General features: G+C 71.6%; 16 protein-coding genes. 13 read left to right on the plus strand and 3 right to left on the minus strand.

Features of this window, described 5'->3' with window-relative positions:
* Positions 1-5: 5 nt before the first annotated feature.
* From ASF49_RS03545 to ASF49_RS03555, 3 genes are all read left to right on the plus strand, one after another.
* Positions 6-1,703: a magnesium chelatase subunit D gene (locus ASF49_RS03545; protein ID WP_056467664.1), complete on the plus strand. Its 1,698-nt coding sequence runs from the start codon at positions 6-8 to the stop codon at positions 1,701-1,703.
* A 10-nt stretch (positions 1,704-1,713) separates the two neighbouring features.
* Positions 1,714-2,622: an alpha/beta fold hydrolase BchO gene (gene bchO, locus ASF49_RS03550; protein ID WP_056467667.1), complete on the plus strand. Its 909-nt coding sequence runs from the start codon at positions 1,714-1,716 to the stop codon at positions 2,620-2,622.
* Positions 2,623-2,720: 98 nt separating this feature from the next.
* Entirely contained in the window at positions 2,721-3,311 is a 591-nt protein-coding gene (locus ASF49_RS03555) for a GNAT family N-acetyltransferase (protein WP_056467670.1), read from the plus strand.
* On the opposite strand, the gene ASF49_RS24690 is transcribed toward ASF49_RS03555, so the two are convergent.
* Positions 3,308-3,430, minus strand: coding sequence for a hypothetical protein (locus ASF49_RS24690; protein ID WP_272481486.1), 123 nt, complete (start codon positions 3,428-3,430; stop codon positions 3,308-3,310). The genes ASF49_RS03555 and ASF49_RS24690 overlap by 4 nt on opposite strands.
* Positions 3,431-3,641: 211 nt before the next feature.
* On the opposite strand from ASF49_RS24690, the gene ASF49_RS03560 reads away from it, so the two are divergent.
* The 4 genes from ASF49_RS03560 (at position 3,642) to ASF49_RS23480 (ending at position 7,183) form a co-directional block, all read left to right on the plus strand.
* Entirely contained in the window at positions 3,642-4,274 is a 633-nt protein-coding gene (locus tag ASF49_RS03560) for a LysE family translocator (protein ID WP_056468060.1), read from the plus strand.
* 107 nt (positions 4,275-4,381) lie between these two features.
* Positions 4,382-5,908, plus strand: a complete 1,527-nt coding sequence (locus ASF49_RS03565; RefSeq protein WP_056467673.1) for a phytoene desaturase — start codon at positions 4,382-4,384, stop codon at positions 5,906-5,908.
* Positions 5,889-7,025 carry a phytoene/squalene synthase family protein gene (locus tag ASF49_RS03570; protein WP_082510781.1) on the plus strand — a complete coding sequence of 379 codons (1,137 nt, stop codon included), beginning with the start codon at positions 5,889-5,891 and terminating at the stop codon, positions 7,023-7,025. Before ASF49_RS03565 ends, ASF49_RS03570 begins: the two co-directional genes overlap by 20 nt.
* Positions 7,022-7,183, plus strand: coding sequence for a hypothetical protein (locus tag ASF49_RS23480; protein ID WP_156652800.1), 162 nt, complete (start codon positions 7,022-7,024; stop codon positions 7,181-7,183). Before ASF49_RS03570 ends, ASF49_RS23480 begins: the two co-directional genes overlap by 4 nt.
* A gap of 6 nt (positions 7,184-7,189) precedes the next feature.
* Here the strand turns inward: ASF49_RS23480 and ASF49_RS03575 are convergent, their stop codons facing one another.
* Entirely contained in the window at positions 7,190-8,089 is a 900-nt protein-coding gene (locus ASF49_RS03575) for a carotenoid 1,2-hydratase (protein WP_200930003.1), read from the minus strand.
* Positions 8,047-9,570 (minus strand): 1-hydroxycarotenoid 3,4-desaturase CrtD, encoded by a 1,524-nt coding sequence (gene crtD / locus ASF49_RS03580; protein ID WP_243214301.1) that lies wholly within the window; start codon positions 9,568-9,570, stop codon positions 8,047-8,049. The genes ASF49_RS03575 and crtD overlap by 43 nt, the downstream gene beginning before the upstream one ends.
* Positions 9,571-9,664: 94 nt before the next feature.
* On the opposite strand from crtD, the gene ASF49_RS03585 reads away from it, so the two are divergent.
* The 6 genes from ASF49_RS03585 to bchZ all read left to right on the plus strand — a co-directional run bounded on the left by ASF49_RS03585 (position 9,665) and on the right by bchZ (position 16,785).
* Positions 9,665-10,534, plus strand: coding sequence for a polyprenyl synthetase family protein (locus tag ASF49_RS03585; RefSeq protein ID WP_056467676.1), 870 nt, complete (start codon positions 9,665-9,667; stop codon positions 10,532-10,534).
* A 31-nt stretch (positions 10,535-10,565) separates the two neighbouring features.
* Positions 10,566-11,687, plus strand: a complete 1,122-nt coding sequence (locus tag ASF49_RS03590) for a methyltransferase (RefSeq protein ID WP_056468083.1) — start codon at positions 10,566-10,568, stop codon at positions 11,685-11,687.
* A 111-nt stretch (positions 11,688-11,798) separates the two neighbouring features.
* Entirely contained in the window at positions 11,799-12,734 is a 936-nt protein-coding gene (gene bchC, locus ASF49_RS03595; RefSeq protein WP_056467680.1) for a chlorophyll synthesis pathway protein BchC, read from the plus strand.
* On the plus strand, positions 12,731-13,732 hold the full coding sequence (locus tag ASF49_RS03600; RefSeq protein WP_056467683.1) for a chlorophyllide a reductase iron protein subunit X: 1,002 nt from the start codon (positions 12,731-12,733) through the stop codon (positions 13,730-13,732). The genes bchC and ASF49_RS03600 overlap by 4 nt, the downstream gene beginning before the upstream one ends.
* A 6-nt stretch (positions 13,733-13,738) precedes the next feature.
* A complete protein-coding gene (bchY, locus tag ASF49_RS03605; protein WP_056467687.1) occupies positions 13,739-15,319 on the plus strand; it encodes a chlorophyllide a reductase subunit Y in 1,581 nt (526 codons plus the stop codon).
* Entirely contained in the window at positions 15,319-16,785 is a 1,467-nt protein-coding gene (gene bchZ / locus ASF49_RS03610) for a chlorophyllide a reductase subunit Z (protein ID WP_056467690.1), read from the plus strand. The genes bchY and bchZ overlap by 1 nt, the downstream gene beginning before the upstream one ends.
* Positions 16,786-16,879: the final 94 nt, after the last annotated feature.

The following is a 16,879-nucleotide window of genomic DNA, read 5'->3' on the forward strand; positions in this document are numbered from 1 at the left end:
GCCCGATGAGCCCGGCCTGGGCCGACGCCCTGCGCGTGGCGCGCCTCGCCGCCGCCGATCCGCATGGCTGCGGCGGCGTCCTCGTCCGGGCCGGGGCCGGCCCGGTGCGCGACCTCTGGCTCGACCACCTCGCCGGCGAACTCGGACCCGGCCGGCCCCTGCGCCGGATGCCGGCGGGGATCGCCGACGACCGCCTTCTCGGCGGCCTCGACCTCACCGCGACCCTGGCGGCGGGGCGGCCCATCGCCCAGTCCGGCCTCCTCGCCGAGGCCGATGGCGGGTGCGTGGTCGTGCCGATGGCCGAGCGCCTGTCGCCCGGCACCGCCGCCCGCCTCGCCGCCGCCTTGGATGCCGGCGAGATCCGCGCCGAGCGCGACGGACTGGCCGCGCGGGCACCGGCGCGGATCGGCCTGATCCTCCTCGACGAGGGAGAGGGCGACGACGCGCGGGTTCCCGAGGCCCTGGCCGACCGCCTGGCCTTCCGCCTCGACCTGACCGGCATCGCCTGGGGCGACACCCGCGGCGATCGACCGGAACCCGCGCCGGACCCGGCCGCGCCGGACGTCGATCCCGACGGTGCGGTCGCCGACCTCTGCGCGGTCGCGGCCGAACTCGGGATCCTCTCGTTGCGCGCGCCCCTGCTGGCGCTGCGGGTCGCCCGCCTGCTGGCGGGCGGCCGGACGCTCCGCCCCAAGAACCTGCGCGAGGCCGCCTGCCTCGTCCTCGCCCCGCGCGCGATGCGCCTGCCCCCGAGCCCGGAAGAGGCGCAGGCCGCGCCCCCGGAGCGCCCCGAGCCGCCCGCGCCGGACGAGTCCGCGCCCTCCGACGCCGGCCTCGAACCGGGCGCGGAGAGCCTCGTCGAGGCCGCCCGCGCGGCGATCCCGCCGGATCTCCTCGCCCGCCTGGCCCAGGCCGGCTCGGCGCCGTCGTCGCCGAAGGCGGGCCGCGTCGGCGCGGTCATGCAGGCGCCCCGCAGCGGGCGTCCCGCCGGAACCCGGCCCGGCTCGCCCCGCGCCGGCCGCCTCGCCCTCCTGCCCACCCTGCGGGCGGCCGCGCCCTGGCAGCGACTGCGGACCGGCGCGCAGGGCGCCCCGCGTCTCATCGAGGTGCGCAGCGCCGATTTCCGCATCACCCGGTTCCGGCAGCGCAGCGAGACCACCACGATCTTCGCCGTGGACGCCTCCGGCTCCGCCGCCCTGGAACGCCTGGCGGAGGCCAAGGGCGCCGTCGAGCTGCTGCTGGCCGAGGCCTATGTCCGGCGCGACCGGGTCGCCCTGGTGGCCTTCCGGGGGAGCGGGGCCGAGGTGGTGCTGGCGCCGACCCGCGCCCTGGCGCGCGCCCGGCGCGGCCTCTCGGCCCTGCCGGGGGGCGGGGGCACGCCCCTCGCCGCCGGCCTCGACGCGGCCGTCGACCTCGCCCGCGCCGTCCGGCGCGGCGGGGGCACCCCGGTGGTGGTGGTGCTCACCGACGGGCGCGCCAACATCGCCCGCTCCGGTGCGCCCGGCCGGGCCGCGGCCGGCGCCGAGGCCCTGAACGCAGCCGGCCTCCTGCGCGCCGCCGACATCCGTTCGATCCTCATCGACACCGCCGCGCGGCCGCAGGAGGCCGCGCGGCGCCTCGCCGAAGCGATGGGCGCGCGCTATGTCCCGCTTCCCTATGCCGATGCCGCGGCCATGAGCACCGCGATCCGCTCGGCACGCTGAAGGATCCGCGATGCCTGCGCCGAGCGACCGGCCCCAATGGGAGCGCGACGGCGCGGATTGGCCTAACCGCGCCGCGAGCCGGTTCGTCCGCGCCTCCGACCTGACCTGGCACGTCCAGGAATTCGGGGCGCCCGAGGCCCCCGTCGTCCTGCTCCTGCACGGCACCGGCGCAGCCACCCATTCCTGGGCCGGCCTCGCGCCCCTGCTCGCCGGGCACTTCCGGGTCGTGGCCCCGGACCTGCCGGGCCACGGCTTCACCGACCCGCTGCCCGCCGGGCGCCTGTCCCTGCCCGGCATGGCCGCGGCGATCCGCGACCTGCTGTGGACCCTCGACCTGTCTCCCGATCTCGTGGTCGGGCATTCCGCCGGCGCGGCGATCCTGGTGCGGCTCTGCCTCGACGGTCTGACGCCCCGCCTGCTGGTCGCCCTCAACGGCGCGCTGACGCCGTTTCCCGGCCTCGCCTCCGTGCTGTTCCCGGGGCTCGCCCGGATGCTGTTCCTGAACCCCGTCACCCCGCGGATCTTCGCCTGGACCGCCGACCGCCCGGCGGTGGAGCGCCTGATCCGCGGCACCGGCTCGCGCCTCGATGCCCGCGGCCTCGACCTCTATCGGCGCCTCTTCCGCCGCCCGGGCCACGTCGCCGGCGCCCTCGGCATGATGGCGAACTGGAACCTCGCCGCCCTCGACCGGGACATCGCCCGGCTCGCGGTGCCGACGCTGCTGCTCGTCGGCGGGGACGACAAGGCCATCGCCCCCGAGACCGCCTTCGCCCTCAAGGACCGCCTGCCCAACGCCCGGGTCCGCCTCCTCCGCAACCTCGGGCACCTCGCCCACGAGGAGGCGCCGGACCGCATCGCCCACGAGATCGTCGCGGCCTACCGGGAGCAGGCCGCCGAGCACCCTCCCGCCGGGACTTGACGCGGACGCGGCCCGGCCGCACCGACGGGCGCAGGATGTCCGCTGCGGGCTGTCCGACGACGGCGCCGGCCCGGCGCCCGTCCGCGAGGTTTCTCCCCATGGCCCTGACGCCCCTCACGCTCACCGGCCGGCATGTCGAACTCGTGCCGCTGGCGCAGGACCATGCCGCGGCCCTGTCCGAGGCGGTGCGGGACGGCGAAGTCTGGCGCCTCTGGTACACGGCCGTTCCGGCCCCGGATCGGATGGCGGCCGAGATCGAGCGCCGCCTCGACCTGCAGGCCGCGGGCACGATGCTGCCCTTCACCGTCCTCGACGGACCCGGCGGACGCCCCGTCGGGATGACCACCTACATGAACATCGACGCCGCCGGGCCGCGGGTGGAGATCGGCTCGACCTGGTACGCCGCCAGCGTCCAGCGCGGCCCCCTCAACACCGAGGCCAAGCGCCTGCTGCTCGCCCACGCCTTCGACGGGCTCGGCTGCCTCGCCGTCGAGTTCCGCACCCACGTGATGAACCAGGCGAGCCGGCGGGCGATCGAGCGCCTGGGCGCGCGGCTCGACGGCATCCTGCGCCACCACCAGCGCCTCGCGGACGGTTCCCTGCGGGACACCTGCGTCTACAGCATCGTCGCGCCGGACTGGCCGACCGTGCGGACCCACCTGACCTGGCAGCTCGAGAAGCCGCGCTAGCGCGGCCCGGCCTGCCGCCCCGCCGAGGGATCGGAACGATGCTGATACCAGTCCCAGAGAAGATAGGCCGGCAGGGGAAGGACGATCGCGAAGAAGATCCAATCGAACATCTGCGGCATGGCTAGGTCCTTTCGTTCGGCGGCTTCGTGATATCGACCCGTCGTCGCGCGCGAATGTTCCCCGATGATCCGCAGCGCCGCCTGCCCACGATTTGCAGCGCACTCCCGACGCCGATCCCCGATGACGGGGCCTCGGCCCGTCGAGCCGCCCGGCCGGAACGCGGATCCCGCCGCCGGCCGCCCCCGACCTCTCACGCAGATGGACCACACGGTGCCCGGAACCACGAGCCTCCTCGCCTTCGCGGCGATCGCCCTCGGCATGGCCCTGACGCCGGGGCCGAACATGGTCTACCTGATCTCGCGTTCGATCTGTCAGGGACCGCGGGCGGGCCTGATCTCGCTGGGCGGCGTCGCCCTCGGCTTCGTGGTCTACATGCTCTGCGCCGCCTTCGGCATCACGGCCCTGGTTCTGGCCGTGCCCTATGCCTACGACGCGATCCGCATCGTCGGCGCGGTCTACCTGCTCTGGCTCGCGTGGCAGGCCGTCCGACCCGGCGGGCGCTCGCCCTTCGAGGTGAAGACCCTGCCGCAGGACAGCCCCCGGAAGCTGTTCCTCATGGGCTTCCTGACGAACCTGCTCAATCCGAAGATCGCGGTGATGTACCTGTCGCTGCTGCCGCAATTCATCGATCCGGCCCACGGCAGCGTCTTCGCCCAGGCGCTGAGCCTCGGAGCCATCCAGATCGTGCTGAGCGTCCTCGTCAATGCCCTGATCGCGATCTCGGCCGGGTCGATCGCCGTGTTCCTGATCCGCCGCCCGTCCTTCGCCATAATCCAGCGCTGGATCATGGGGACGGTCCTGGCCGGTCTCGCCGTGCGGATGATGACCGAGTCTCGGCGCTAGCTTTTCCAACACCCGCAGCTTGGGGGGACCAAGCCGGGCGGCCTTCGGATCGGGCGCACACAGAATCGCGCTTGCACCCGACGGGCTGACAGGAATAGTGTCACTCTATGTTGACACTCGCCGACTCGCCGAGCCTCGCGACGACCCGGTCTCCGCGCCCGCACGCGGTAGTGATCGGCAGCGGCTTCGGCGGGCTGGCGGCAGCGGTGCGCCTCGGGGCGCGGGGCTACCGGGTGACGGTGCTGGAGCGCCTGGAGCAGCCCGGCGGCCGGGCCCGGGTCCACCGGCAGGACGGCTTCACCTTCGATGCCGGGCCGACCATCGTGACGGCGCCCTTCCTGTTCGAGGAGTTGTGGAGCCTGTGCGGACGGCGCATGGCCGACGACGTCACCCTGGCGCCGATGCTGCCCTTCTACTGCATCCGCTTCCCCGACGGCGCCACCTTCGACTACAGCGGCGACCCGGAGGCGATGCGGGCCGAGGTGGCCCGGTTCTCCCCCGAGGACGTCCCCGGCTATGAGCGCTTCATGGAGCGCAGCGCCGCGATCTGCCGGGTCGGGTTCGAGGAACTCGGGCACGTCGCCTTCTCCTCGGTCCGCGACATGCTGCGGATCACGCCGTCCCTGCTGCGCCTCGGCGGCCATCGCTCGGTCTACGACCTCGTGGCGCGCCACATCCGCGACGAGCGCCTGCGCACCATCTTCAGCTTCCATCCCCTGCTGATCGGCGGTTCGCCCTTCCGGGCCAGCGCCATCTACTGCCTGATCGCCCATCTGGAGCGCCGCTGGGGCGTGCACTTCGCCATGGGCGGCACCGGCCGCCTGGTCGACGGCCTCGTCGGACTGATCGAGGGACAGGGCGGCGCCATGCGCTACCGGGCGGAGGTCGCCCGCATCGACGTGGCGGCGGGCTGCGCCACCGGGGTGACGCTGGCCGACGGTACCCGCATCGCCGCCGACATCGTCGTCTCGAACGCCGATTCCGCCGAGACCTACCTGACCCTCCTGGGCGGGGAGGGCCGGTCCTGGCACCGGGCGAAGCTCAAGGCCTCGTCCTCGTCGATGGGCCTATTCGTCTGGTACTTCGGCACGAACCGGCAGTTTCCCGACATCGCCCACCACACCATCCTGATGGGACCGCGCTACCGCGAACTCATCGAGGACATCTTCGTCCGGAAGGTGCTGGCGCCGGATTTCAGCCTCTACCTGCATCGTCCCACCGCCACCGACCCGCTCCTGGCGCCGCCGGGCTGCGACGCGTTCTACGTGCTGGCGCCGGTGCCGAACCTCGCCGGCGGGCAGGACTGGTCGGTGCTGGCCGAGCCCTACCGGAAGGCCATCGCCGACAGCCTGGAGGCCTCGGTGATGCCGGGCCTTTCGGAATCGATCGTCACCTCCCGCGTCACCACGCCGGCGGATTTCGCCGACGACTTCCTGAGCTTCCGCGGCTCCGGCTTCGGTCTCGAGCCCGTGCTGACGCAATCGGCCTGGTTCCGGCCGCACAACGCCTCCTCGGCGTTCCGCAATCTCTACCTCGTCGGCGCGGGCACCCATCCGGGTGCCGGGCTGCCCGGCGTCCTGTCCTCGGCCAAGGTCCTCGACACGGTGGTGCCGGATGCGCGTCTCTTCGCTTGACAACGTCCGGCCCGAATCCCTTCGGTCCGAACGCACCCTGTTCGACGCGATCAGGCCCGGACCGGAGCGGCCCCCGCTCTGGGCGACGCTCCACGCGGATGCCGCCGACCACGCCGCCTGCCGGGCCGCGATCCGGGACGGCTCGCGCAGCTTCTTTGCCGCCTCGGCTCTGCTGCCGGCCCGGATCCGCCGGCCGGCCTACGGGCTCTACGCCTTCTGCCGCCTGTCCGACGACGCGGTGGACGACGTGCCGGCCCGAGACCGGCCGGCGGCCCTGGGCCGCCTCGCCACGCGCCTCGCGCGCATCTACGACGACGCCCCCTGCGACGCGCCCGCCGACCGGGCCATGGCCGACCTCGTCGTCGCCCACAAGCTGCCCCAGGCCCTGCCGGCCGCCCTCATCGAGGGCCTGGCCTGGGATGCCCAGGGGCGGCGCTACGAGACCCTGTCCGACCTCACCGCCTACGCGGCCCGGGTCGCCGGCAGCGTCGGCGCGATGATGACCGTGCTGATGGGCGTGCGCGACGGCGCCGTCCTCGCCCGCGCCTGCGACCTCGGCGTCGCCATGCAGTTCACCAACATCGCCCGCGACGTCGGCGAGGACGCCCGGGCGGGGCGCCTCTACCTGCCGCTCGCCTGGATGCGCGAGGCCGGCCTCGACCCGGACGCCTTCCTGGCGGACCCCGTCGCCGGCCCGGAACTCCGGGCGGTGGTCGGGCGCCTCCTCGCCGTCGCCGAAACCCTCTACCTCCGCGCGGAGGCCGGCATCCCCGGGCTGCCCCTGGATTGCCGGCCCGCCATCCGCGCCGCCCGCCTGATCTACGCCGAGATCGGCCGCGACCTCGAGCGCGGCGGGCTCGACCCGGTCACCACCCGCGCCCGCGTTCCGGGCCGCCGCAAGGCCGCGCTGATGGTCCGCGCCCTGTTGCCGCTCGCCGCCGTACCGGCCCATGCCGCGCCGGCCCTGGCCGAGACCGCCTTCCTGGTGGAGGCCGTCGCCGCCCAGCCCGTACCGGTGCCGCCGGCCTGGTGGAACGTTCCCGGTCAGGTCGCCCGGGTCCTCGACCTCATCGAGACCCTGCGCGAGCGCGAGGGCGCCGTGCCGGTCGGTCCGTGACCGACCCGCTCTTCGCCGCCTTCGACATCGGCCTGGTCTTCGCCCTCGCCCTTGGGCTGGCGATCTGGCAGCTCGTCGTCCTCAAGCGCGGCATCCGGCGCGACCGCGCGGAGGCCGAACGCGCCGCGGCCGAGCGGGCGAAGGACCCGCCGGCCTGAGCCGCCTCAGCGCGTCCGGCGCGGCATCCGGAACGGCAGCATCAACCGGATCAGCGGATGACTGTAACGCGTGAGTGACAGACTCTCGTGGATCGGCCGGACCGGCTCGCCGCGCAAGGTCGACCGTATACACGAGCGCGCATAGAAGGGGGTGTCCTCGAAAGTCCGCGCGACCTCGACACGTTCATCGTCGCTGCGCGTGTCGCGCGGCATGCGCCAGAACCGCGTCGGCGGCAGCGCGACCCGCCGCGGCGGATCGATGTCCCGGGGCGTTCCGTCGGCGGCGAAGCACAGGGTCAGCTCCTGCCGGGTGCCGTCGGTCCGGTTCACGTCGTAGAGGATCGCCGCCCCGTCGCGCAGGTCGGCCCGGCACCAGGTCCAGTCGCGAAAGGCCGCCTCGAGCGCGGTGTCACCGTGGTTGGTGTCGAAGTAGGCGGTCCCGCGCCAGGCGATCCCGGGCTCCTCCAGGGCCACTTCCACGGGCGACGAGGGCGCCATCGGCCACCACCGGTGCTGGCCCCGCACATCGAGGTGGTGCGGTCCCGGGGTGAAGCCAGGCGGCCGCAGGCGCACCGTTCCTCGAACCCGCGAGGGGATCGGCGCCGTCACCTCGTCGAGGCGGATCGTCAGCGTGGTCCCGTCCCACGACAGGCCGCTCGGCCCGATCTGGATGTGGTCGGCATCGCGGCTCAGACTCGCGCGGCCGCGCTCGGTCATGCAGAAGCGGTTGGCCCGCTCCCCGTAGAGCACGACGTTGACGGCGCAGTGGTTGAACGGGTCGCGGGCCGGATCCCAGGCGTAGTAGGGCGAGAAGACGCTTCCGATGAAGGCGATGATGGTCAGGCCCTGGCGTCCGTCCTCGCTCAGGGCATCGACGTACCACCAGACGTAGCCGTCGCGATCCACCCGCGTATCGAAGCGCGGGCGCCACTCCGGTCCCGCAGCAGGCTGTCCGCCGCGATTCGCCCGGACTGCGCCGCCATCGGCACCCCCGGCCCCGGATGCACGCTGCCCCCCGCGAGGTAGAGGCCCGGGATCCGGGTGCGGGCGCCCGGGCGCTTGAACGACGCCATCCAGCCGTGGGACGCCCGCCCGTAGAGCGCTCCCCCCGACCCCGGGAACAGGCGCGCGAACTCCGCCGGTCCCGTCGTCACCGGCTCCGCGATCTCCGAGAGGGTCAACCCGCTCGCGCTCAGGCGCCGCCGCATCGTGGTCACGCATGTCTCGATCTCCGAGGATCTGAAGGTCCGGGCCGGGGCGTTGACGAGGCAGAGCAGGCGCTCGGGCCGGCCCGACGGCGCATGCGCCTCGTTCCGGTCCTGCGCGCAGACGTAGACGGTGGGATCGTCCGGCAGGTGCCCGGCTCGGATGCGCGCGAACTCGGCCGCGTAGTCGCCGGAGAAGAACACCGTGTGCCGTGACAGCGGAAAGCCGTCGGCACGCGCCTGCAGGCAGAGCGTGACCGCCGAGAGCGAACGGTCGGCGGCCGGAACGGACTCTGCCGCCCGAGCGGCCTCGCGTCCGAGCAGGCCATCGGCGAGGGCCGCCACGTCGGCATTGCAGACCACGGCATCGGCCGGCAATCGCTCACCGTCGTCGAGGTCGACGCCGACGACGCGGCCGCCCCGCAGGGCGATGCCGCGGGCCGCGGTACCGTAGCGGAACCCCGCGCCGCGCTCCGCCGCGAGGTCGGCCACCGCGCCGGCGAGCCGGCTGAGACCGCCGGCCACGTGCCAGACGCCCTGGCTCTCCACATGTGCCACCAGCATCAGGGTCGCGGGCGCCGCGAAGGGCGACGAGCCGCAATAGGTCGCGTAGCGGCCGAACAGTTGTCTGAGGCGCGGATCGGCGAAGTAGTCGCCGAGCGCGCGCCAGAGAGTTGTGAAAGGCTGGATCCGCCAGAGGTCGCCCATCCCGGAGAGCCCAGCCCGGCGCGTCAGGTCGATCGGGCTCGGGCGTTCGCCGCGGATGAACGGCCCTTCCAGGGTCGCGTAGACCTCGGCGGCCCGGGCGCGGAAGCGACGGTATCCGTCGCGCTCGCGCGGCCCGGCGAAGTCCGCGATCGCCGCCTCCGAGGCCTCCGGGTCTGCGTGGAGATCCAATCGCTCGCCCGGACCCCAGGCATGACGGGCCAGGATCGCGGCCGGCTCCAGCCCGACATGGGCGGCGAGGTCGGCGCCGCACTCCGCGAAGATCTCCTCGAAGACCCAGCGCATGGTGAAGACGGTCGGCCCGGCATCGACGGCGCTGTCGCCCACCGGAACGCGGCGCATCTTGCCCCCCGGTCGCGGGCTGGTCTCCAGCACCGTCACGTCGAGCCCAGCGGCGGCGAGCTTCAAGGCCGCCACGAGCCCCCCGATTCCGGCGCCGATGATGACGACCTTCACGCAGGTTTCTCCGTCATGCGGTTCTGTCTTGACGACTGTCAATAAATACTGACAGTTTGTAATAGCAAGTACAAGTGACACAGGAGAGACGGCCATGGACGCCAACCGTCGCATCGAGCAGGCCCTCGACGCCGCCGTCGCCCATCTCGAGGCTCCCGGTGCTCCGCCCCGGCTCGCAGAATCCATCCGGTATGCTGTCTTCCCGGGTGGACATCGGATCCGTCCGCGCCTCTGTCTCTCGGTCGCTCGCGCCTGCGGTGACGACGATCCGTCAGCCTCGGACGCTGCGGCTGCGGCGATCGAACTTCTGCACTGCGCTTCGCTGGTGCACGACGATCTACCCTGCTTCGACGATGCGCCGCTTCGGCGCGGCCAGCCCTCGGTCCATGCGGCGTTCGGCGAGCCTCTGGCGGTGCTGACTGGGGATGCACTGATCGTCTCCGCCTTCGAGACTCTCGCCCGCGGCGCGGCGCGCAGCCCCAAGCGTCTGGCCGCATTGGTCGGCCTCGTCGCCCGGGCGGCCGGCTCACCGTCCGGAATCGCCGCGGGCCAGGCCTGGGAATCCGAACCGACCGTCGCGCTCACCGAGTACCAGCAGGCCAAGACCGGGGCTTTGTTCGCCGCCGCGACGGTGACGGGTGCGGCCGCGGCCGGCGCACCCTCGCTGCCCTGGCGTCTCCTGGGGGAATGCCTCGGGGAAGCCTATCAGGTGGCCGATGACCTGCGCGATGTCGCCTGCCGACAGGAAGAGGTCGGCAAGCCCGTTGGTCGCGACTCGACCCTGGGCCGACCGAACGCCGCTGCACTTCTCGGCATGGGTGGAGCACTGGCGCGCCTGAAGCGCCTCGTGCGCGAGGCCGTCGAGGTGATTCCCGACTGTCCCGGTGCGGAGATCCTTCGTGCCGAGATCGTGGCGCAGACGCGCCTCTTCCTTCCGGCGAGCCTTGCGCAGGAACTGGCCTGACGTGGCGCGGAGCGCCGCACTCGATCCCCAGATGCCGCTCGGCCGCGGCGGACTCCGCGCCCGATGGTATGCCCTTCGGGCCCGCATCGTGGCCGACCCGCGGTTCCAGCGCTGGGCCGCCGGCTTCCCGCTGACGCGACGCATCGCGCGTTCGAATACGCGAGCGCTGTTCGATCTCTGCGCCGGGTTCACCTACTCGCAGACGCTTCTCGCCTGCGTCCGCCTGAATCTCTTCGGCCTGCTCTCGAATGGACCCATGTCCGAGGCGGCTCTGGCCGCCCGTATGGGGCTATCCTCCGAGGCTGCCGCGCGACTCCTCAAGGCGGCGGCCTCGCTGCGCCTGATCCGGCGTCTACCGGATGGCCGCTACCTGCTGGCGGATCTCGGTGCTGCCCTGGTGGGCAATCCGTCGATTGGCCGAATGATCGAGCACCACGCCCTGCTCTATGACGATCTGCGCGATCCCGTTGCACTCCTGCGCGGGGAAGCGGGGCGGACGCGTCTGGCGGGTTATTGGCCCTATGCGGGTGAGGATGGGGCCGCCCTGCAGACGGACGCGGTCGCGCCCTACAGCGGTCTGATGTCGGCGTCACAGGCCTTGATCGCCGAGGATATTCTCGATGCCTACCCGATGCGGCGACACGCCTGCCTGATGGATGTCGGCGGTGGCGAAGGCGCCTTTCTTGCTGCGGCCGGCCGAACGGCACCTGCCCTCCGGCTCCGTTTGTTCGACCTGCCGGCGGTCGCGCGACGCGCGCACGGGCAACTGGCCCGGGCCGGTTTCGATGGCCGCTTCGAGACTTTCGGCGGCAGCTTCCTTTCCCACCCCCTACCGCCTGGCGCCGACGTCATCACCCTGGTGCGGATCGTTCACGATCACGACGATGCGACCGTTCGCATCCTGCTTCGGGCCGTCCGGGACGCGCTGCCGCCGGGCGGGCGCCTCGTCCTCGCCGAACCCATGAGTGGCACGCCCGGCGCCGAACAGATCACCGACGCGTATTTCGGATTCTACCTTCTGGCGATGGGCAGCGGGCATTGCCGCACCCGTGAAGAACTGACCGCGCTGCTTCGCGAGGCCGGATTCGGGCAGACCCGCGAGATCTCCACCCGTCGTCCACTCCTGGCCCGCCTTCTGGTGTCCACGCAATAAGACACCGACCAGTGTAAGTTATGCTTGACGTTCAAAAGTGTCTATCTAGGATGACATAACAGGTTCGAAGCGAAACGAGCCGAGTCGGTGGATCAGGGGAGGGCAGGCTCGATGCAGACGAACGCTGTCGTCCTCCACGATCCCGGCAAGCTCAGCATCGAGAGCTTGGTGCTCGACGATCCCACCGCGGCCGACGCCGTGGTCGCCGTGCGGTGGAGCGGGATCAGCACCGGAACAGAGCGCCTGCTCTGGACGGGCCGGATGCCCCCGTTTCCCGGAATGGGCTACCCGCTGGTGCCCGGCTACGAATCCGTCGGCGAAATCGTGGAGGCCGGGGCCGACAGTGGAGTTCGGGTCGGACAGACCGTGTTCGTCCCCGGCGCCCGCTGCTTTGGCCCGGTGCGCGGGTTGTTCGGCGGGGCGGCCTCTCATCTCGTCAGTGCTGGTGGCCGGCTGGTTCCGATCGACGACGCGTTGGGCGAGCGCGGAACCTTGATCGCGCTGGCGGCCACCGCACGCCATGCCCTCGCAGGCATCGATCTGCAGCGTCCTCTCTTGATCGTTGGCCACGGCGTCCTTGGGCGTCTCGTCGCGCGGATCGCCGGGGCGCTCGGCGGGAGCCCCAAGGTTTGGGAAACCAATCCCGTCCGCCGCTCGAGCGGTGATGCCTATCTGGTCGTCGCGCCCGATGGGGATGCCCGGCGGGACTACGCGACGATCCTCGATGTCAGCGGCGACCGCGCGATCCTCGATACGGCCATCGCGCGCCTCGCCCAAGGCGGCGAGATCGTCCTCGCCGGATTCTACGAGGGTCGACTCGAGTTCGACTTCGCTCCGGCCTTCCTGCGCGAAGCGCGTATCCGCGTCGCTGCCCAATGGCGGCCGGAGGACCTCACGGCGACCCTGGCGCTGATCGCTGCGGACCGTCTCTCCCTCGACGGCCTCGTCACTCATCGGCGCCCGGCCGCGGACGCTCCTCACGCCTATCGCACGGCCTTCGGCGAGCCGGAGTGCCTGAAGATGATCCTGGATTGGAGAGCCGCATGAACATGCAGCTGAACGGCGCGGCCCTGAAGGCCTCCGAGGCGCTCCGCGCGGAGGCCGGCATCGAACCGGATCCCGTACCGGTGAAGGCCACCAAGGAGACGCAGATCATCGCGATCTACGGCAAGGGCGGAATCGGCAAGTCGTTCACGCTGGCCAACCTCAGCTACATGATGGCCCAGCAGGGCAAGAAAGTCCTGCTCATCGGGTGTGATCCGAAGAGCGACACCACCTCGTTGTTGTTCGGCGGACGCGCCTGCCCGACGATCATCGAGACCTCGACCAGGAAGAAGCTCGCCGGCGAGCAGGTCGCGATCGGCGACGTGTGCTTCAAGCGCGATGGTGTCTACGCCATGGAACTCGGCGGGCCCGAGGTCGGGCGTGGCTGCGGCGGACGCGGCATCATCCACGGCTTCGAGCTGCTGGAGAAGCTCGGCTTCCACGAGTGGGGCTTCGATTACGTCCTGCTCGACTTCCTCGGCGACGTGGTCTGCGGCGGCTTCGGCCTGCCGATCGCCCGCGACATGTGCCAGAAGGTCATCGTCGTCGGCTCGAACGATCTCCAGTCGCTCTACGTCGCCAACAACGTCTGTTCGGCGGTGGAATACTTCCGCAAGCTCGGCGGCAACGTCGGCGTCGGCGGCCTCGTCATCAACAAAGACGACGGCACCGGCGAGGCCCAGGCCTTCGCGGCCGCCGTCGGCATCCCGGTCCTCGCCTCGATCCCGGCCGACGACGACATCCGCAAGAAGAGCGCGAATTACGAGATCATCGGGCGCCCCGAGAGCCAATGGGGATCGCTGTTCGCCGACCTGGCGCAGAACGTCCATGCGGCGACCCCCAACCATCCGACGCCCCTGAACCAGGACGGTCTCCTGGGCCTGTTCAAGGGCGAGGCCGTCGGCCGCGGCGTCACCCTGGTACCCGCCACCTTCGAGGACATGTGCGGCACGGCGCAGGTCGTGAAGCCATCCCTCGAAGTCGTCTACGACGAGGTCTGACGCATCATGGCCGTCACCCTCGACATCGCCGATCTCCGCGCCCGTAAGGAGCGTCCGGCTTCGAGCCTCGCCCCGGTGCCGTCCGCTTCGGCCGAGGTCGTGAACCTTGCGGCCGTGAAGGGGGACGGCCTCGGCTGCCATTCCGGCAAGGACACGATGCGGGCGGCCGCCGAGGCCGCCGGCATGTCCGACACCCTGGAGCAACTCCGGAAGGACTATCCGACCGGCCCGCACGATCAGCCCCAGAGCATGTGCCCGGCCTTCGGCTCGCTCCGGGTCGGCCTGCGGATGCGCCGCACGGCGACGATCCTCTCCGGCTCGGCGTGCTGCGTCTACGGCCTGACCTTCACCTCGCATTTCTATGGCGCCAAGCGGAGCGTCGGCTACGTGCCGTTCAACTCCGAGACCCTCGTTACCGGAAAGCTGTTCGAAGATATCCGCGAAGCGGTTTTCCATGTGGCCAAGCCCACCGAGTACGACGCGGTTGTCGTCATCAATCTCTGCGTGCCAACGGCCTCCGGCGTGCCCTTGCGCCTGCTGCCGAAGGAGATCGACGGAGTCCGCATCATCGGGATCGACGTTCCCGGCTTCGGGGTCCCCACCCATGCCGAGGCCAAGGACGTCCTGGCCGGCGCGATGCTGAAGTTCGCGCGCGCCGAGGCCGAGCAGGGACCCGTCCAGGCGCCCCGCACCGGCCGGGCCGAGCGCCCGACCGTCGCCCTCCTCGGCGAGATGTTCCCGGCCGATCCGGTCGTCATCGGCGGATTGCTGGAGCCGCTGGGCCTGAGTGCCGGTCCCGTGGTGCCCACACGGGAATGGCGCGAGCTCTACGCGGCGCTCGACTGCACCGCCGTGGCGGCGATCCATCCCTTCTATACCGCGTCGCTCCGCGAGTTCTCAGCGGCCGGTCGGCCGATCGTCGGCTCGGCACCCGTCGGGCACGACGGCACCGCCGACTGGCTCGATCGCATCGGCGAGGCCTGCGCCGTGCCGCGCGCCACCGTGGAGGCGGCCAAGAACCGCGTCCTGCCCATGATCCAGGGTGCGCTTGCCGCCAACCCCATTCGGGGACGAATCACGCTGTCGGGCTACGAAGGCTCCGAACTGCTGGTTGGCCGCCTCCTTGTGGAGAGTGGTGCGGACCTCGCCTATGTGGGCACCGCCTGCCCACGTACCCCCCATTCCGAGGCCGACCGGGACTGGCTCGAGGCCCGTGGCGTCACGGTTCGCTACCGGGCGTCCCTCGAGGACGACCTCGCGGCCCTGATGGATGTCCGACCCGACCTCGCCATCGGCACCACGCCCGTGGTGCAGAAGGCCAAGGCGCTCGGTATTCCCGCCCTCTACTTCACCAACCTGATCTCGGCCCGTCCGCTCATGGGCGTGGCAGGAGCCGGCTCCCTCGCCAAGGTCATTAATGCCGCGCTGGGCAACCGCGCGCGCTTCGATGCCATGCGGGATTTCTTTGACGGCGTCGGCGAGGGCCACGCCGCCGGCATTTGGGAAGACGTGCCGAAGCTCCGTCGAAACGTCGCTTCCGCGGTACGAGCGAAGCCCGCCCACGATCCGATCGGGGAGATGGCCTGATGCTCGTCCTCGACCATGACCGGGCGGGCGGCTACTGGGGCGCCGTCTACGTCTTCACCGCCATCAAGGGGCTGCAGGTCGTCATCGACGGTCCGGTGGGCTGCGAGAACCTGCCGGTGACCTCGGTGCTGCACTACACCGACGCCCTGCCGCCGCACGAACTGCCCATCGTGGTCACGGGCCTCGCCGAAGAGGAACTCGGCCGCCACGGCACCGAGGCCGCGATGAAGCGGGCGCACGCCACCCTGGACCCGGCTCAGCCGAGCGTGGTCGTCACCGGCTCCATCGCCGAGATGATCGGCGGCGGCGTGACCCCCGAGGGCACCAACCTCCAACGCTTCCTGCCGCGCACCATCGACGAGGACCAGTGGCAGACCGCCGACCGGGCCATGTCCTGGCTCTGGCAGGAATACGGCGCGAAGCGCTTTGCCAAGAAGGGCATTCCGGCGCGACCTGAGCGCCAGGAGGGCGTGAAGCCGCGGGTGAACCTGATCGGGCCCGCCTACGGCACATTCAACATGCCCTCGGATCTGGCTGAGATCCGCCGCCTGGTGGAGGGCATCGGCGCCGAGGTGAACCTCGTTTTTCCCCTCGGCTCGCACCTCGCCGACGTGCCCGCGCTCGTAAATGCCGATGCCAACATCTGTCTCTACCGCGAGTTCGGCCGCCTGCTCTGCGAGGCCCTGGAGCGTCCCTACTTCCAGGCGCCGATCGGCATCCTCTCGACGACGCGGTTCCTGCGTGCTCTCGGCGAGGCACTCGGCCTCGATCCCGAGCCGTTCATCGAGCGCGAGAAGCACACCACGATCAAGCCGATCTGGGATCTCTGGCGCTCGGTGACGCAGGATTTCTTCGGGACGGCGAGCTTCGGGATCGTGGCCTCGGAGACCTATGCGCGGGGTGTCCGGCACTTTCTCGAGGACGAGATGGGGCTGCCCTGCCACTTTTCGGTGTCCCGTAGGGCCGGTGCGAAGACCGACAACGCCGCCATTCGCGAGATGATCGCGAAGAATCCGCCCTTGGTCCTCTTCGGGTCCTTCAACGAGCGGATGTACGCGGCCGAAGCGGGCGCCCGCGCCGTGTTCGTGCCGGCCTCGTTCCCTGGAGCGATCATCCGGCGGCACACCGGCACGCCCTTCATGGGCTTTTCCGGGGCGACCTACCTCGTCCAGGAGGTCTGCAACGCGCTCTTCGACATGCTCTTCCACATCCTGCCGCTCGCGCGCGACATGGACAAGGTCGAGGCGACCCCGGCGCGCCTCCACCGCGAGCTGGCCTGGGACGAGGCGGCCCGCGCCCGTCTCGACGAGCTCGTCGAGGCCCATCCCGTGCTGGTGCGGATTTCGGCGGCCAAGCGTCTGCGCGACGCGGCCGAGCGCGTCGCCCGGGTCGAGGGCGGGACGCGTGTCGGCATCGACCATGTCGAGCGCGCCCGCGCCGAAGCCAGCCTGGGAGCTGCCGCATGAGCGCACCTTCCGGCCTCAACCCCCATTCCCTTTCCGGCTGGTACGGCGCGGCGCCGTCCAGCTGGTCGATGCCGACCCCGCGCGTCCCGAACCA

Origin of the sequence: Methylobacterium sp. Leaf104, from assembly GCF_001422885.1 — a bacterium.
Classification (GTDB): Bacteria; Pseudomonadota; Alphaproteobacteria; order Rhizobiales; family Beijerinckiaceae; genus Methylobacterium.

What these genes read in the sequence shown, in the direction of transcription:
- ASF49_RS03590 (WP_056468083.1), top strand. Translation starts at nt 10,566, where the DNA reads ATGCCGCTCGGCCGCGGCGGACTCCGCGCCCGATGGTATGCCCTTCGG.
- ASF49_RS03565 (WP_056467673.1), top strand. Translation starts at nt 4,382, where the DNA reads ATGTTGACACTCGCCGACTCGCCGAGCCTCGCGACGACCCGGTCTCCG.
- ASF49_RS03570 (WP_082510781.1), top strand. Translation starts at nt 5,889, where the DNA reads ATGCGCGTCTCTTCGCTTGACAACGTCCGGCCCGAATCCCTTCGGTCC.
- bchC (WP_056467680.1), top strand. Translation starts at nt 11,799, where the DNA reads ATGCAGACGAACGCTGTCGTCCTCCACGATCCCGGCAAGCTCAGCATC.
- ASF49_RS03545 (WP_056467664.1), top strand. Translation starts at nt 6, where the DNA reads ATGAGCCCGGCCTGGGCCGACGCCCTGCGCGTGGCGCGCCTCGCCGCC.
- bchO (WP_056467667.1), top strand. Translation starts at nt 1,714, where the DNA reads ATGCCTGCGCCGAGCGACCGGCCCCAATGGGAGCGCGACGGCGCGGAT.
- ASF49_RS03585 (WP_056467676.1), top strand. Translation starts at nt 9,665, where the DNA reads ATGGACGCCAACCGTCGCATCGAGCAGGCCCTCGACGCCGCCGTCGCC.
- ASF49_RS24690 (WP_272481486.1), bottom strand. Translation starts at nt 3,430, where the DNA reads ATGCCGCAGATGTTCGATTGGATCTTCTTCGCGATCGTCCTTCCCCTG.
- ASF49_RS03600 (WP_056467683.1), top strand. Translation starts at nt 12,731, where the DNA reads ATGAACATGCAGCTGAACGGCGCGGCCCTGAAGGCCTCCGAGGCGCTC.
- ASF49_RS03555 (WP_056467670.1), top strand. Translation starts at nt 2,721, where the DNA reads ATGGCCCTGACGCCCCTCACGCTCACCGGCCGGCATGTCGAACTCGTG.
- bchY (WP_056467687.1), top strand. Translation starts at nt 13,739, where the DNA reads ATGGCCGTCACCCTCGACATCGCCGATCTCCGCGCCCGTAAGGAGCGT.
- bchZ (WP_056467690.1), top strand. Translation starts at nt 15,319, where the DNA reads ATGCTCGTCCTCGACCATGACCGGGCGGGCGGCTACTGGGGCGCCGTC.